Below are 14,668 nucleotides of genomic sequence, written 5' to 3'. Positions count from 1 at the left end.
ACTTTTGTCCCACTCTTTAAAAACGAATAAACGGTGGGAGCAGAAGCAACTCCTTCTTAAATAAGCCGAAATTCACAAAAATTTGAAAAGCAATTTTCGTGAATTTCTTCTTATTTCTCGGAGTTAAACACTTCTGTCCCAGCCTCTTTGTCCAACAGTGCTTGTAAGGCTTGTCGGGCTAAATGGTCGGCTCCTTTATTTTTACTTTCAGGTATCCACTGAAGTATCAATAATGTGAATTCTGAGAGAAGTGTCTGGATGGCTTGGAAGTACGAGATAAAATTTTGATTGGATGTATGATCTTTATCGATTGTTGAAACTAACACTTTACTGTCTGAATAACACAAGATGGTTTCTTTTGTGAGACCTTTTTCCTTTAGAATTGTTAAAGTTTTTAAAAAGACTTCAAACTCAGCTTGATGGTTTGAGCCTTCTGAAAGAGGGACCTTAAGCTGCTCTTGTCGGTTTTCGTGGACAATCAGTATCCCACCGCCACTAGGGCCGGGGTTGCCTTTTGTCGAAGCATCCATATATACTTTTATCATAAGGGAAACACACTCCTTTTTATAAAAATAGTGTTATGCTATAATTATACCATTACTAATTGATGCGAGGTTGAAGGATGAAAAAAATAATTCGCTGGCAGCCTGAATGGGCGCAGACGATCATTTATTGGTCATTGACCTTGATTATTTTATTTTTCAGTTTGATCTTATCTCTTGAGAATACTAGACCGTATTGGAAAAGTAATTTAGTCTTGGGGCTATTTTTAATTTTCCTATTTCTTGGTCTAAGACGTGCGTTTGTTTTGAACTCTCATTCGATAAAGATCAGGTATGCTGCATTTTGGAAAGATCGTGTGATCACCGTACAAGAAATCGACAAGGTCATTCCAGAGAAGCGAGGAGTTAAAATCAAGTACGTAGGAAAGACAGAACCTTCCTTTTATCTAATGCAAAAAAAAGCTCAGGCTTCATTTGTGTCATTTTTCAAAGACAATGAACAACAAGAGCAACTAGAAAATAAAGCGGCAACAAGAGGATTTAGTTCGGAGAAATAACTGAGAAAAACAGGGATCTTTCAGCTGTTCAAAAGATTTGACTATTTAGATAAACTACAGCAGCTGCGAGCTTGAATAAAGACTAAAAAAACGGCTATGTTTATACATAGCCGTTTCAGTATATTCAGTTATCAATTACTTGTTTCTTTACATGGGCCGCTTGTGTACCACGATTTCCTTCAATCACTTCAAATTCAACAGGTTGATTTTCCTCAAGTGATTTGAAACCTTCTTCTTCGATTGCAGTAAAATGGACGAATATTTCTTCTGTCTCATCATAACTGATAAATCCGTATCCTTTTTTATTGTCAAACCATTTCACGATTCCTGTGGTCAAAGCACTCACGACCTTTCTAAAGTCTGATCATAGACTATATTATAAAGAGTATTTATAGGTACGTCAAATAAATTAAAAAAGCTATTTTTTTTTAAATTAAAAACAGGTATAATTACTATTATCTTAACAAATGATCTATTTTTTGGAAATATAGTTCGTAAAAAGGAGTGTTTTGATGAAGAGCGATTTACAAATTTCGCAAGAAACAACATTAAAGCCGATTATTGAAGTTGCAAAAACAATTGGTATCCAGGAGGATGATCTAGAATTATACGGAAAGTATAAAGCGAAAATCAATTTTTCCACGATCAATGATCTAAAACAGAAATCAGACGGACAGCTGATTTTAGTGACTTCGATCAACCCAACGCCTGCTGGTGAAGGAAAGTCGACAGTGACAGTTGGCCTAGGTGATGCATTGAATAAAATCGATAAAAAAACAGTCATCGCGCTACGAGAACCATCTTTAGGTCCAGTTATGGGAATCAAAGGAGGCGCAGCTGGTGGCGGCTATGCACAAGTGTTACCGATGGAAGATATCAATTTGCACTTCACTGGAGATATGCATGCGATCACTTCGGCAAATAATGCGTTATCTGCAATTTTGGATAATCACATCCATCAAGGAAATGAGTTGAATATCGACGCACGAAGAGTTATCTGGAAACGTGTCGTTGATTTGAACGATCGTGAATTGCGAAAAGTTATTGTTGGTCTAGGCGGTCCGATTCAAGGTGTGCCAAGAGAAGATGGATTTGATATCACTGTGGCTAGTGAAATCATGGCTATCCTCTGTTTAGCTACTGATATCGATGATCTAAAATTGCGTCTGGCTCGAATCGTGGTTGGGTATACATTCGATCGTCAGCCAGTGACTGCTGGGGATCTAAAAGCAGAAGGGGCACTTGCACTTTTATTGAAGGATGCAATCAAGCCGAATTTAGTACAAACGATCTATGGCACACCTGCATTCATACATGGTGGTCCATTTGCGAATATTGCCCATGGCTGCAACAGTATTTTAGCGACACATACTGCACTTAAATTAGGGGACTATGTAGTCACAGAAGCCGGATTTGGTGCAGATCTAGGTGGAGAGAAATTTTTAGATATCAAAGTTCCCAACTTGAAAAAAGCACCCGATGCGATCGTGATCGTAGCAACTGTCCGTGCATTGAAAATGCATGGTGGGTTACAGAAAGATCAACTAAAGACAGAAGATCTTCCAGCCTTGAAATCAGGTTTTAGTAATCTAAAACGCCATATCCGTAATATGGAAAGCTATGGTATTCCTGTTATCGTAGCCATCAATGAGTTTGTTTCAGACACAGAAGCTGAACTGGCACTATTAGAAGAGCTATGTGAAGATCAAGGTGTGCTAGCAAAACGGACAAGTGTCTGGGAAAATGGTGCAGACGGTGGTATTGAACTTGCTAAAGCAGTGGTGCGCTTGATCGATAGTCAACCTGCCAATTACCGCCCACTGTATCACGTAGAAGACACGATTGCAGAGAAAACAGCTGCTATCGTCAAGAAAATCTACGGTGGTAAAGGGGTCACTCTCAGCAATAAAGCAGAAAAACAAATTGCAGAGTTTGCTAAAAATGGCTGGGACAAATTGCCGATCTGTATGGCAAAAACACAGTATTCATTTTCTGATGATCCTACTTTGTTGGGTGCGCCAGAAGAATTTACATTAACGATTCGCGAATTTGTTCCAAAACTAGGGGCTGGATTTATTGTCGCACTAACTGGCGATGTTATGACGATGCCAGGGCTTCCGAAAAAACCAGCAGCTTTGAACATGGATGTTACAAATGATGGCGAAGTTATTGGATTATTTTAACGTAATTTAGGTAGAAGCCTACATCCTCTATGGGCAAAGTAATTTCTAAACATTTATGTTCAAAGAGAACCACACGAATAAATAGGCCAAATGATCCGAAAAAGAGTGTTTTCGAGATCATTTGGCTTTTTATTATGAGTAGATCTGTGAATGAAGAAGCGGAGTAAATAATCGGGAAGTTCTGTGACTTTCCGATCCTTTGTTTGCAATGGGATCAAGGAAAAAATTCAGTGGGCAACTGCCTGACTCTTTCTTGTTGGTGTATTTTAAGGTATACTAAAACAGAATAGGAGGGTGCATGATGGAGATCAAACTGACGAGAAAAACTGGTTTTTATGGAATGGGCAGCCCGCTTGTTTTGTGGATCAATGGCAAGAAGACGAAAAGTATCAGTAATAATCAGTCGATCACTCTCGACGTAACAGCACCATTTACGATGCAAATCACTTTTTTTTGGTTAAAAAGTCCTATTTATACGATTACACATCCGGCTGCTAGCTATGTGGTAAAGATGAATCTCCTATTACTACAATCCTACCCCTTTTTATTTTTAGCTAGTGGGTTAAGTGCTGTGTACGTGCAACAGTTCAGTTACAGTTTAGTAGTGATCTTAGTCATGCTGGCTTTCTTTTTTTATATCAAAAACCAAGCGTATATAATCAAGGAGGAATGAAATGGCAAACTCTGACATTTTTTTAAGTAGTTTCAATCGCATCGAAAAATGGATGAGAGATGCAATGGGCAATGCTCGGAATATGGGGTTCACTGAGTTGGTACGAAGATTGGCGCAGAGAAAAAATGCGGTGATCAAGAAGTACGAAGAAGATTTACTACAACTGGCACAGTTAAGGAACGCCATCGTTCATGATCGTATCGCAGTAGATTTTGTGATTGCTGAGCCTAATGACTGGGCGGTCAATAAGATACAGCAGATCGAAGGAGAGTTGCTCCAACCAGAGACCGTATTGCCTCGATTTTCAAAACATGTGACTGGTTTCGAACGGGATCTCCCGTTGTCAGAGTTGCTAGGAACGATTGCGAGAAAACGTTATTCCCAATTTCCTCTTTATAATAAAGGGAAATTTGAAGCGTTGATCACTTTACGGGTGATCGGTTTTTGGCTAGCGAAAGAAAGTCAAAAAGGAACGATCGATCTTACACGGAAAAAAGCTGCCGACTTGATTTTTAAAGATGGTAAGTATACGAATTATCGCTTTGTCTCAGCGAGTACTTATATTTTTGAAGTCGAAGAGATGTTTCGTGAGCAAGGTACATTGGAAGCAATATTGATTACCAAAGATGGTAATCCTAATGGCAATTTATTAGGGATCATCAGACCAAGAGATATTTATCATCAAGTAGAAAAGGATTGATTTTTTGTTAGCTATTTATTTTATTATCAGTGGCTTGTTGATCGGACTTGATCAGTGGGTGAAATGGTGGATCGTCCATGATTTAGCATTGGGAGAAACAAGATCGTTGATTCCTAATATTTTATCATTGAACCATATTCGTAATACAGGAGCCGCATGGAGTTTGTTAGAAGGCAAAATGTGGTTTTTCGCTTTGATAACGATCATTGCGGTAGTTGTAGTCATCACATTGATGGTCAAAAACCGTAAAACTGGCAATCGTTGGTTTATGATCGGATTAAGTTTGATTTTAGCAGGGGCGATCGGTAATTTCATCGACCGTATGCGACTGGGATATGTTGTAGACATGTTCCAGACTGATTTTATAAACTTCCCTATTTTTAACGTAGCAGATGTGACACTTGTTTGTGGAGTGATCTGTATTTTGATTTATACTATTTTAGATGAAAAGGACCAAAAGAAAAAATGACCGAATTAAAAGCAACGATCCACCAGGAAACTGGCCGGATCGATAAAGTACTCACAGGATTGTTCCCTGACCATAGCCGTTCTCAAATACAGCTCTGGTTGAAAGAAGGAGCAGTGTCCGTCAACGGGCAACCAGTGAAAGCAAACTATAAAGTAAAACCAGCTGATGAAATAGTGGTACTGATCCCAGAGCCAGAAACTCTAGATATTATTGCGGAGGATATTCCGTTGGAGATCGTCTATGAAGATGAAGCTGTCGCAGTGGTCAACAAGCCACAAGGTATGGTCGTTCATCCATCTGCTGGGCATACACATGGAACAATGGTGAATGCGCTGATGTATCATGTCAAAGATCTTTCATCGATCAATGGCGTGATCCGTCCAGGGATCGTCCATCGAATCGACAAAGATACTTCAGGTTTATTGATGGTCGCGAAAAATGATCAAGCCCATGAATCTTTAGCCAAACAGCTGAAAGACAAGACTTCCTTGAGAAAGTATGTGGCACTTGTCCATGGTGTGATCCCACATGAAAAAGGAACGATCAATGCTCCGATCGGACGTTCAAAAGTCGATCGAAAGATGCAAGCAATCCGTGAAGATGGAAAACCAGCAGTGACACATTTTCAAGTATTGGAACGCTTTGCCGATTATACATTGGTTGAGTTACAATTAGAAACCGGTCGCACACATCAAATCCGTGTACACATGAAATATATCGGCTATCCTTTAGCAGGTGACCCGACTTACGGACCAAAGAAGACATTAAAGGGACATGGACAATTCCTTCATGCGAGATTATTAGGATTTGAACATCCCGTCACTGGACAACAGATGGTATTTGAAGCACCGCTTCCAGAAGTTTTTGAAAAAACTTTAGAAAAATTGAGAAAAGATATTGCTTTTTAAATAAGTTAACGGTATAGTATTTAACAACGAAAGCATAAAAAAACTAAATATGATTTCCTTTAAGTTTAGTCCCGTGAGGCTAAGAAGGGTGTGAGCAAAGCGACATATGGTGCGCCATATCGAACGTTGCTCTCTAGCAGAGTATAACTATAAGTGTACCCAAAGTATACGCTCAGTCTAAAACATTCCTCCTGTCCTCTTAGGGCAGGAGTTTTTTTGTGTAAAAAATGGAGGGGACCACATGCAAGCAAAAGAAGTTGTTGATCAAGTAACGATGAAACGTGCACTGACACGAATCACTTATGAAATTATTGAAAGAAACCACAGTATCGATGATGTCGTTCTTGTGGGTATCAAAACGAGAGGGATATACATTGCTTCAAGGATCGCTGAACGCTTGAAACAATTGGAAGGTATCGAGGTACCAGTGGGAGAATTGGACATCACACTTTATCGCGACGATAAAAAAGAAACACCAGATGAACCGGAACTACACTCTTCTGATATCCCTGTTTCATTAGAAGGAAAAGAAGTCATTTTGATTGATGATGTTTTATACACAGGACGAACGATCCGAGCAGCGATGGATGCAGTGATGGACTTCGGACGTCCAAGAAAGATCTCTCTGGCGGTTCTTGTTGACCGAGGACACAGAGAATTACCGATCCGTGCCGATTACGTGGGGAAAAACATTCCCACATCTAAAGTCGAAGAAATTCTTGTGGAGATGCAAGAGCTAGATGGGCAAGATCGAATCATGATCTTGAAAGAGGAAGAATAGGGGAGAACAGTATGTCAGAGAAAAAAGAATTCCATAACGATAACGTAGTATTAGATATCCACGACCGCCCAACTGTAGGCCACTGGGTAGGATTGAGTTTACAGCATCTTTTCACCATGTTTGGAGCAACCGTACTTGTACCGATCTTAGTCGGTATCGACCCAGGGATCGCCTTGGTGAGTTCAGGATTAGGAACGTTGGTTTACCTTGTGACAACAAAAGGAAAAATCCCAGCTTACTTGGGAAGTAGCTTTGCCTTCATCGCAGCGATGCAGCTTTTGATGAAAACCGATGGGTATCCGGCGATTGCTCAAGGGGCGGTCACTACAGGACTTGTTTATCTGATCGTCGCTTTTATCATTAAAAAAATCGGCTCATCTTGGTTGGATAAAATCCTGCCGCCTATCGTAGTTGGCCCAGTTATCATGGTTATTGGATTAGGTCTTGCGGCTAATGCGGCAACGAACGCAATGTACAATCAAGGAAAATACGATTTTAAATATATCGCGGTCGCATTGATCACATTGGCACTAACGATTTTCTTCAATATGTGGTTAAAAGGTTTTCTCGGACTTATCCCGATCTTACTAGGAATCATTTGCGGATATATCGTTGCTTTATTATTCGGTATCGTCGACACGAAACCAATCGTTGATGCTGCATGGTTTGCTTTACCGAACTTCGAAATACCATTTGTCCAATATGAACCGAAACTTTATCTAGGAGCAATCACAACGATGGCACCTATCGCATTTGTCACGATGACAGAGCATATCGGTCACTTGATGGTCTTGAACAAACTAACAAAACGGAACTTTTTCGAAGATCCAGGCTTACACAAAACATTAATGGGAGATGGTCTGGCACAGATCGTTGCTGCATTTGTCGGTGGACCTCCAGTAACAAGTTACGGTGAAAATATCGGTGTCTTGGCAATCACTCGTGTACACAGTGTCTTTGTAATCGGCGGTGCTGCAGTCTTCGCAGTTATCTTAGGGTTTGTTGGGAAACTAAGTGCTTTGATCCTAAGTATCCCTGGACCAGTTATCTCAGGAATCAGCTTCATCTTGTTCGGTGTCATCGCTGCAAGCGGGATGAAGATCTTGATTGAAAATAAAGTTGATTTTGACAAAAAGAAAAATCTATTGATTGCCTCAGTGATCTTGGTTGTCGGTATCGGAGGCTTAGTCTTCGAGGTTGGCACGTTCACTTTATCAGCAATGGCTTTAGCAACTGTACTTGGTATCATCTTAAATCTTATCTTACCAGAAACTTCACGTAGCGAAGAAAACTAAGGAGGAATCATCGTGATCATCAAATCAGAACGCATTAGTTTAAAACATCTATTGACAGTGGAAGCTTTAACGGACCAGGAAGTAATGGGACTGATCCGTCGTGGGCAAGAATTTAAACAAGGAGCAAACTGGACACCGCAAAAATCACAATATTTTGCAACGAACCTATTTTTTGAGAATAGTACAAGAACCCACAAGAGTTTCGATGTTGCAGAAAAGAAATTGGGTCTAGAGGTCATCGAGTTTGAAGCAAGCACGAGTTCTGTACAAAAAGGTGAAACCTTGTACGACACAGTGTTGACGATGTCAGCTTTAGGGGTCGATGTTGCGGTCATCCGACATGGAGATGAAAATTATTATGACGAACTGATCCAAAGCAAAACGATCCAATGCTCGATTATAAATGGCGGCGACGGAAGTGGTCAGCATCCGACACAATGCCTTCTTGATTTGATGACGATTTATGAAGAATTTGGCCATTTCGATGGATTGAAAGTAGCAATCGTAGGGGATATCACCCACTCTCGTGTAGCAAAATCAAATATGCAGATGCTTAAACGACTAGGTGCTCAAGTCTTTTTCTCAGGCCCTAGAGAATGGTACGATGAAGAATTTGAAGTTTATGGGCATTACGTTCCACTAGATGAATTATTAGATACAGTTGATGTAATGATGATGCTCCGCGTTCAGCATGAACGTCATGATGGAAAAGAAAGCTTTTCGAAGGAAGCTTACCATCAGGAATACGGATTGACGATTGAACGAGCAAAAAAATTACAAAAACATGCAATTATCATGCACCCAGCGCCAGTCAACCGGGATGTGGAATTGGCAGATTCACTAGTTGAAGGGTTACAATCACGAATCGTTCAGCAAATGAGTAACGGTGTGTTTGTCAGAATGGCGATTTTAGAAGCGGTATTAAACGGAAAAGCGTAAAGCTAGGAGGAAGAAAACATGAAAACACTCATTAAAAACGGTCAAATCAATACTAGAAACAACGAAACAACACCTGCAGAAATTTGGATCGAAGATGGAAAAATCAAAGCGATAGGAACTGGTTTTTCCGAGACTGAATTTGATGAAGTGTATGATGCAAAAGGGCAATTGATCACCCCTGGTTTAGTAGACGTCCATGTCCACTTGAGAGAACCGGGATTTACATACAAGGAGACGATCGAAGCCGGTTCGAAAGCAGCTGCTAGAGGCGGTTTCACGACTGTATGTGCAATGCCTAATCTGAATCCAGCACCTGATACAGCAGAAAAATTAAAAAATGTCTATGATCTGATCAAACAAAATGCGGTGGTGAAAGTGTTACAATATGCGCCCATCACCGAAAACCTTCGCAGTGAAGTATTAGTAGATCAAGAAGCACTGATTGCTGAAGGGGCGTTTGCTTTTACGAATGATGGAGTGGGTGTCCAGACAGCAGGAACGATGTATCTTGCAATGAAAGAAGCAGCAAAAAACAAGAAAGCATTAGTCGCACATACCGAAGATGAATCATTATTGTTTGGCGGTGTGATGCATGCAGGCAAGAAAGCAGAAGAATTGGGCTTGCCGGGTATTTTAAGTGTAACTGAATCTTCACAAATCGCACGCGATCTCTTGTTGGCGGAAGCGACTGGCGTTCATTATCATGTCTGTCACGTCTCCACAAAAGAAAGTGTGCGGGTAATTCGTGATGCCAAAAAAGCAGGAATTCACGTAACTGCGGAAGTTTCACCGCACCATTTGATCCTGATCGATGAAGATATACCGGAAGATTTTGGCTTTTGGAAAATGAACCCGCCTTTACGTGGAAAAGAAGACCGTGAAGCCTTGATCGAAGGGCTACTCGATGGAACGATCGATTGCATTGCCACTGACCATGCACCACATGGATTAGAAGAAAAAAGTAAGAGTTTCTTAGAATCACCATTCGGTATCGTGGGAAGCGAAACAGCTTTTCAATTGATTTATACACATTTCGTTGAAACCAAACGCTTCACACTGGAACAAGTCATCAATTGGCTAGCTGTGAAACCAGCTGAGATCTTCCAATTGAATGCTGGCACATTAACGATCGGGGCGCCTGCTGATTTAGCCGTTTTCGCTATCGAACACCTTAGCGAGATCGATAAAAAAGATTTCCTTTCCAAAGGGGAAAACACACCTTTTGTTGGGTGGAAGGTCAAGGGAGAAACGTTATTGACGTTTGTTGACGGAAAACTTGCTTGGCAAAAGGGGGAATAACCGCATGGAAAGATTACTGATTTTGGAAGACGGTACGGTATTTAAAGGAAAAGCATTTGGCGCAAAAAACAATGTCTTTGGCGAAGTCGTTTTTACGACTAGCATGACAGGCTATCAAGAAACGATCACTGACCAAAGTTTCAATGGACAAATCATCACTTTTACTTATCCGATGGTGGGGAATTATGGCGTCAATCGCGATGATTACGAATCCATTTCTCCAACTTGTAAAGGTGTAGTAGTGAAAGAACATGCACGAGTTGCTTCAAACTGGCGCAGCCAAATGACGCTAGATGAATTTTTAAAACGTAAAGGTATCCCAGGGATTTCTGGGATCGATACGAGAGCGCTGACGAGAAAAATCCGTGAAGTGGGAACGATGAAAGCAAGTATCGTTGATGCAGGTGATTCATTTGAGCATGCGTTTGATCAATTGAAGGCAACTGTGCTTGCTACCAATCAAGTACAACAAGTATCAACGAATAAACCTTACCCAAGTCCCGGAACAGGACGAAATGTCGTGGTGATCGATTTTGGTTTGAAACACAGCATTTTAAGAGAACTAAGTAAACGTAACTGTAATTTGACTGTCCTTCCTTATAATACGGATGCAAAAACGATTTTATCCTTAGCGCCTGATGGAGTCATGTTGACGAATGGTCCTGGTGATCCTAAAGACGTACCAGAAGCAATTGAGATGATCCGAGGTATCCAAGGAAAAATCCCGATTTTTGGCATCTGTCTTGGGCATCAACTCTTTGCATTAGCAAATGGAGCAGACACGTATAAAATGAAGTTTGGCCATCGCGGATTGAACCATCCAGTGCGAGAAATCGCTACTGGACGGATCGATTTTACCTCACAGAATCACGGATATGCAGTGGATGAGAAAACGGTGGACCCAAAACGATTGATGGTGACCCATGTTGAAGTGAATGACGGAACAGTAGAAGGAATCAGACACCGAAATTATCCAGCATTCAGTGTTCAATTCCACCCAGATGCTGCACCTGGGCCACATGATGCCTTACATTTATTCGACGAATTCATGGAAATGATGGATGCAGGAAGGGAGCAATAAGAATGCCAAAACGGACAGATATCAAAAAAATCATGGTGATCGGTTCAGGACCAATCATCATCGGACAAGCCGCTGAGTTTGATTATGCGGGAACACAAGCTTGTCTAGCCTTGAAAGAAGAAGGATATGAAGTCGTCTTGGTCAACTCTAATCCAGCGACGATCATGACAGATAAAGAAATTGCTGATCAAGTGTATATCGAACCGATCACTTTAGAATTCGTGTCGAGAATCTTAAGAAAAGAACGCCCTGATGCATTGTTGCCGACATTAGGAGGCCAAACAGGCTTGAATATGGCAATGGAACTAGCTGAATCTGGTATTTTAGATGAGTTAGATATTGAACTTTTAGGTACAAAATTATCCGCAATCGATCAGGCGGAAGATCGAGATTTATTCAAACAGTTGATGGAAGAATTGAATCAACCAATCCCCGAATCTGAAATCGTGACAACAGTAGAAGAAGCTGTTGATTTTGCCAATAAAATCGGCTACCCAATCATCGTCCGACCTGCCTTCACATTAGGTGGAACGGGCGGTGGCATGTGCGAAAATGAAGAAGAGCTACGTGTAATCGCTGAAAACGGCCTGAGTTTATCCCCTGTGACACAATGTTTGATCGAACGGAGTATCGCTGGATTCAAAGAAATCGAGTATGAAGTAATGCGAGATTCAGCTGATAATGCAATCGTTGTTTGTAACATGGAGAACTTTGATCCTGTTGGTATCCATACAGGCGATTCGATCGTTTTTGCACCAAGCCAAACATTATCTGATCATGAATACCAAATGTTGCGTGATGCTTCGCTTTCAATTATCCGAGCGTTGAAAATCGAAGGTGGCTGTAATGTGCAGTTAGCTTTAGATCCAAACAGTTTCAACTACTATGTGATTGAAGTGAATCCTCGTGTTTCACGGTCTTCTGCATTAGCAAGTAAAGCAACCGGCTATCCGATTGCAAAATTGGCAGCTAAAATTGCTTTAGGGCTGACGCTTGATGAGATGAAAAATCCGGTAACAGGTACGACCTATGCTGAATTTGAACCTGCACTCGACTATGTTGTAGCAAAAATCCCACGTTGGCCTTTCGATAAGTTTGAAAATGGCGAACGAGTGCTAGGGACCCAGATGAAGGCAACTGGCGAAGTAATGGCAATCGGGAGAAACATCGAGGAATCCCTTTTGAAAGCTGTTCGTTCTCTAGAAATCGGGACTTATCATATTGAATTGCCAGAGTTAAAGGATGTCGAAGATGATCTATTGATCAAAAAAATGGTCAGAGCACAAGATGATCGCCTCTTCTACGTAGCAGAAGCAATCCGTCGAGGTTTCCCGATCGAAGAAATTGCGGAATTAACAAAAATCGATTTATTCTTTTTAGATAAACTCCTTCACATCGTCGAATTAGAAAACCAACTAGCAGCACAATCGAATGATCATGAGCTACTAACGTTTGTGAAACAAAATGGATTTACGGATCAAAAGATCGCGGATTTGTGGAAAACTACCGCAAAAGAGATCAGACAAATGCGAACTGAGCAAAATATCCTGCCCGTTTATAAAATGGTGGATACTTGTGCCGCTGAATTTGAGTCACAAACGCCTTATTTCTATAGCACATATGAATATGAAAACGAGAGTATCCGCTCCGAGAAAGAATCAGTCCTAGTTTTAGGGTCAGGACCAATCAGAATTGGCCAAGGAGTGGAGTTTGATTATGCGACTGTCCATTCTGTCAAAGCAATCCAACAAGCTGGATATGAAGCAATCATCATGAACAGTAATCCAGAGACCGTATCGACTGATTTTTCTATCTCTGACAAATTGTACTTTGAACCATTGACTTTTGAAGACGTCATGAACGTTATTGATCTTGAACAGCCGATGGGTGTGATCGTCCAATTCGGTGGTCAGACTGCGATCAACTTAGCAGAACCGCTTGTTAAAGCTGGTGTGAAAATTTTAGGGACAACGATCGAAGATTTGGATCGTGCAGAAAATCGTGATCTTTTCGAACAGGCATTGAAGCAACTGGATGTTCCACAACCGCTAGGAGATACAGCGACAAGTAAAGCAGAAGCTGTCGCAATTGCTTCAACTATCGGTTACCCAGTATTAGTCAGACCAAGCTATGTTTTAGGCGGACGTGCAATGGAAATCGTTGAAAATCAACACGATCTTGAAGACTACATGGAACATGCAGTCAAAGCTTCCCCAGAACATCCTGTACTGATCGATCGTTATTTGCTTGGTAGTGAATGTGAAGTAGATGCCATCTGTGATGGAGAAACAGTACTGATCCCAGGAATCATGGAACATATCGAACGTGCAGGTGTCCATTCCGGTGACTCGATGGCTGTTTATCCGCCACAAGCACTATCCGCTGAAATCCAGAAGACGATCGAAGACTATACGATCCGCCTAGCGCGAGGGTTGAACTGCATTGGCATGATGAATATCCAATTTGTCATCCATGATAATAAAGTTTATGTGATCGAAGTGAATCCTCGTGCAAGTCGTACTGTACCATTTTTAAGTAAAGTTACAGGTATTCCGATGGCACAGATCGCAACAAAAGCAATCTTAGGGCAGAAACTAAAAGACTTAGGCTTTGAAACTGGCTTGTATCCTGAAACTGAGAATGTCCACGTAAAAGCACCAGTCTTTTCATTCACTAAACTTCATAAAGTAGATACGTATTTAGGGCCTGAAATGAAATCGACTGGGGAAGTCATGGGATCAGACCAAAATCTCGATAAGGCATTGTATAAAGCTTTTGAGGCATCAGGACTTCGGTTACCAGATTATGGCTCCGTTTTGTTCACGATTGCGGATGAAACCAAAGAAGAAGCATTAGAATTAGCCAAACGCTTTTCAGAAATCGGCTACAGCTTGTTAGCAACGAAAAATACAGCTGCCTTTTTCGAATCACATGGGTTGATCGTTACGAAGGTTGCTAAAATTTCTGAGCATGTCCATGAAAAAAATGTTGTCGATTTGATCCGTGAAGGAAAAGCGCAAGTCGTAGTCAATACCATTGACAAAGACAGAGGAAATGCTTCAAAAGATGGCTTTATCATTCGCCGAGAGGCTGTTGAACATGGAACTCCGTTATTTACTTCATTAGATACTGCAGATGCAATCATTCGAGTAATGGAATCACGAGCATTTTCAACAAAAGCGATCTAAAAAGAAACGAGATAATGAAAATGTGAATAGTCATGTACAAAAGTATCAATTGAGAAGAGTCTCTTCTTAGTTGATACTTAGGCAGGACACAC

Annotated in this window: 14 protein-coding genes; 12 read left to right on the top strand and 2 right to left on the bottom strand. The window is 41.0% G+C overall.

The features are described 5' to 3' along the window. Positions 1-110 precede the first annotated feature (110 nt). A complete protein-coding gene (locus tag FGQ66_RS06260; RefSeq protein WP_005879122.1) occupies positions 111-545 on the bottom strand; it encodes a ribonuclease HI family protein in 435 nt (144 codons plus the stop codon). 77 nt (positions 546-622) lie between these two features. On the opposite strand from FGQ66_RS06260, the gene FGQ66_RS06255 reads away from it, so the two are divergent. Then, on the top strand, positions 623-1,060 hold the full coding sequence (locus FGQ66_RS06255; protein WP_113845539.1) for an EbsA family protein: 438 nt from the start codon (positions 623-625) through the stop codon (positions 1,058-1,060). 124 nt (positions 1,061-1,184) lie between these two features. Here the strand turns inward: FGQ66_RS06255 and FGQ66_RS06250 are convergent, their stop codons facing one another. Further along, positions 1,185-1,397, bottom strand: coding sequence for a cold-shock protein (locus FGQ66_RS06250; RefSeq protein WP_005879125.1), 213 nt, complete (start codon positions 1,395-1,397; stop codon positions 1,185-1,187). Positions 1,398-1,572: 175 nt separating this feature from the next. On the opposite strand from FGQ66_RS06250, the gene FGQ66_RS06240 reads away from it, so the two are divergent. From FGQ66_RS06240 to carB, 11 genes are all read left to right on the top strand, one after another. Beyond that, complete coding sequence (locus tag FGQ66_RS06240; protein ID WP_138302031.1) at positions 1,573-3,243, top strand: formate--tetrahydrofolate ligase; 1,671 nt, start codon at positions 1,573-1,575, stop codon at positions 3,241-3,243. Between the two features lie 301 nt (positions 3,244-3,544). Then, the gene (locus FGQ66_RS06235) at positions 3,545-3,916 is read left to right on the top strand and encodes a hypothetical protein (protein WP_138302030.1); all 372 of its coding nucleotides are present in this window, start codon (positions 3,545-3,547) and stop codon (positions 3,914-3,916) included. Position 3,917: 1 nt separating this feature from the next. Continuing rightward, positions 3,918-4,616, top strand: coding sequence for a CBS domain-containing protein (locus FGQ66_RS06230; RefSeq protein ID WP_138302029.1), 699 nt, complete (start codon positions 3,918-3,920; stop codon positions 4,614-4,616). Between the two features lie 4 nt (positions 4,617-4,620). Further along, a complete protein-coding gene (gene lspA / locus FGQ66_RS06225; protein ID WP_005879682.1) occupies positions 4,621-5,085 on the top strand; it encodes a signal peptidase II in 465 nt (154 codons plus the stop codon). Continuing rightward, the gene (locus tag FGQ66_RS06220) at positions 5,082-5,993 is read left to right on the top strand and encodes an RluA family pseudouridine synthase (RefSeq protein WP_081133528.1); all 912 of its coding nucleotides are present in this window, start codon (positions 5,082-5,084) and stop codon (positions 5,991-5,993) included. The genes lspA and FGQ66_RS06220 overlap by 4 nt, the downstream gene beginning before the upstream one ends. Positions 5,994-6,234: 241 nt before the next feature. After that, the gene (gene pyrR / locus FGQ66_RS06215; protein WP_005879678.1) at positions 6,235-6,774 is read left to right on the top strand and encodes a bifunctional pyr operon transcriptional regulator/uracil phosphoribosyltransferase PyrR; all 540 of its coding nucleotides are present in this window, start codon (positions 6,235-6,237) and stop codon (positions 6,772-6,774) included. 11 nt (positions 6,775-6,785) lie between these two features. Further along, on the top strand, positions 6,786-8,069 hold the full coding sequence (locus FGQ66_RS06210; RefSeq protein ID WP_016176697.1) for a solute carrier family 23 protein: 1,284 nt from the start codon (positions 6,786-6,788) through the stop codon (positions 8,067-8,069). A 12-nt stretch (positions 8,070-8,081) separates the two neighbouring features. Then, entirely contained in the window at positions 8,082-9,008 is a 927-nt protein-coding gene (locus tag FGQ66_RS06205; RefSeq protein ID WP_005879675.1) for an aspartate carbamoyltransferase catalytic subunit, read from the top strand. 18 nt (positions 9,009-9,026) lie between these two features. Then, positions 9,027-10,307 (top strand): dihydroorotase, encoded by a 1,281-nt coding sequence (pyrC, locus tag FGQ66_RS06200; protein WP_138302028.1) that lies wholly within the window; start codon positions 9,027-9,029, stop codon positions 10,305-10,307. A gap of 4 nt (positions 10,308-10,311) precedes the next feature. After that, positions 10,312-11,388 (top strand): carbamoyl phosphate synthase small subunit, encoded by a 1,077-nt coding sequence (locus tag FGQ66_RS06195; protein ID WP_138302027.1) that lies wholly within the window; start codon positions 10,312-10,314, stop codon positions 11,386-11,388. A gap of 2 nt (positions 11,389-11,390) precedes the next feature. Continuing rightward, on the top strand, positions 11,391-14,576 hold the full coding sequence (gene carB, locus FGQ66_RS06190; RefSeq protein ID WP_138302026.1) for a carbamoyl-phosphate synthase large subunit: 3,186 nt from the start codon (positions 11,391-11,393) through the stop codon (positions 14,574-14,576). Positions 14,577-14,668 lie beyond the last annotated feature (92 nt).

Source organism: Enterococcus sp. BSD2780061688st2 D3, from assembly GCF_005844145.1.
Classification (GTDB): Bacteria; Bacillota; Bacilli; order Lactobacillales; family Enterococcaceae; genus Enterococcus_B; species Enterococcus_B durans.
This window is presented reverse-complemented; position numbering and strand designations above follow the sequence as displayed.

What these genes read in the sequence shown, in the direction of transcription:
- FGQ66_RS06260 (WP_005879122.1), bottom strand. Translation starts at nt 545, where the DNA reads ATGATAAAAGTATATATGGATGCTTCGACAAAAGGCAACCCCGGCCCT.
- FGQ66_RS06255 (WP_113845539.1), top strand. Translation starts at nt 623, where the DNA reads ATGAAAAAAATAATTCGCTGGCAGCCTGAATGGGCGCAGACGATCATT.
- FGQ66_RS06240 (WP_138302031.1), top strand. Translation starts at nt 1,573, where the DNA reads ATGAAGAGCGATTTACAAATTTCGCAAGAAACAACATTAAAGCCGATT.
- FGQ66_RS06235 (WP_138302030.1), top strand. Translation starts at nt 3,545, where the DNA reads ATGGAGATCAAACTGACGAGAAAAACTGGTTTTTATGGAATGGGCAGC.
- FGQ66_RS06230 (WP_138302029.1), top strand. Translation starts at nt 3,918, where the DNA reads ATGGCAAACTCTGACATTTTTTTAAGTAGTTTCAATCGCATCGAAAAA.
- FGQ66_RS06220 (WP_081133528.1), top strand. Translation starts at nt 5,082, where the DNA reads ATGACCGAATTAAAAGCAACGATCCACCAGGAAACTGGCCGGATCGAT.
- pyrR (WP_005879678.1), top strand. Translation starts at nt 6,235, where the DNA reads ATGCAAGCAAAAGAAGTTGTTGATCAAGTAACGATGAAACGTGCACTG.
- FGQ66_RS06210 (WP_016176697.1), top strand. Translation starts at nt 6,786, where the DNA reads ATGTCAGAGAAAAAAGAATTCCATAACGATAACGTAGTATTAGATATC.
- pyrC (WP_138302028.1), top strand. Translation starts at nt 9,027, where the DNA reads ATGAAAACACTCATTAAAAACGGTCAAATCAATACTAGAAACAACGAA.
- FGQ66_RS06195 (WP_138302027.1), top strand. Translation starts at nt 10,312, where the DNA reads ATGGAAAGATTACTGATTTTGGAAGACGGTACGGTATTTAAAGGAAAA.
- carB (WP_138302026.1), top strand. Translation starts at nt 11,391, where the DNA reads ATGCCAAAACGGACAGATATCAAAAAAATCATGGTGATCGGTTCAGGA.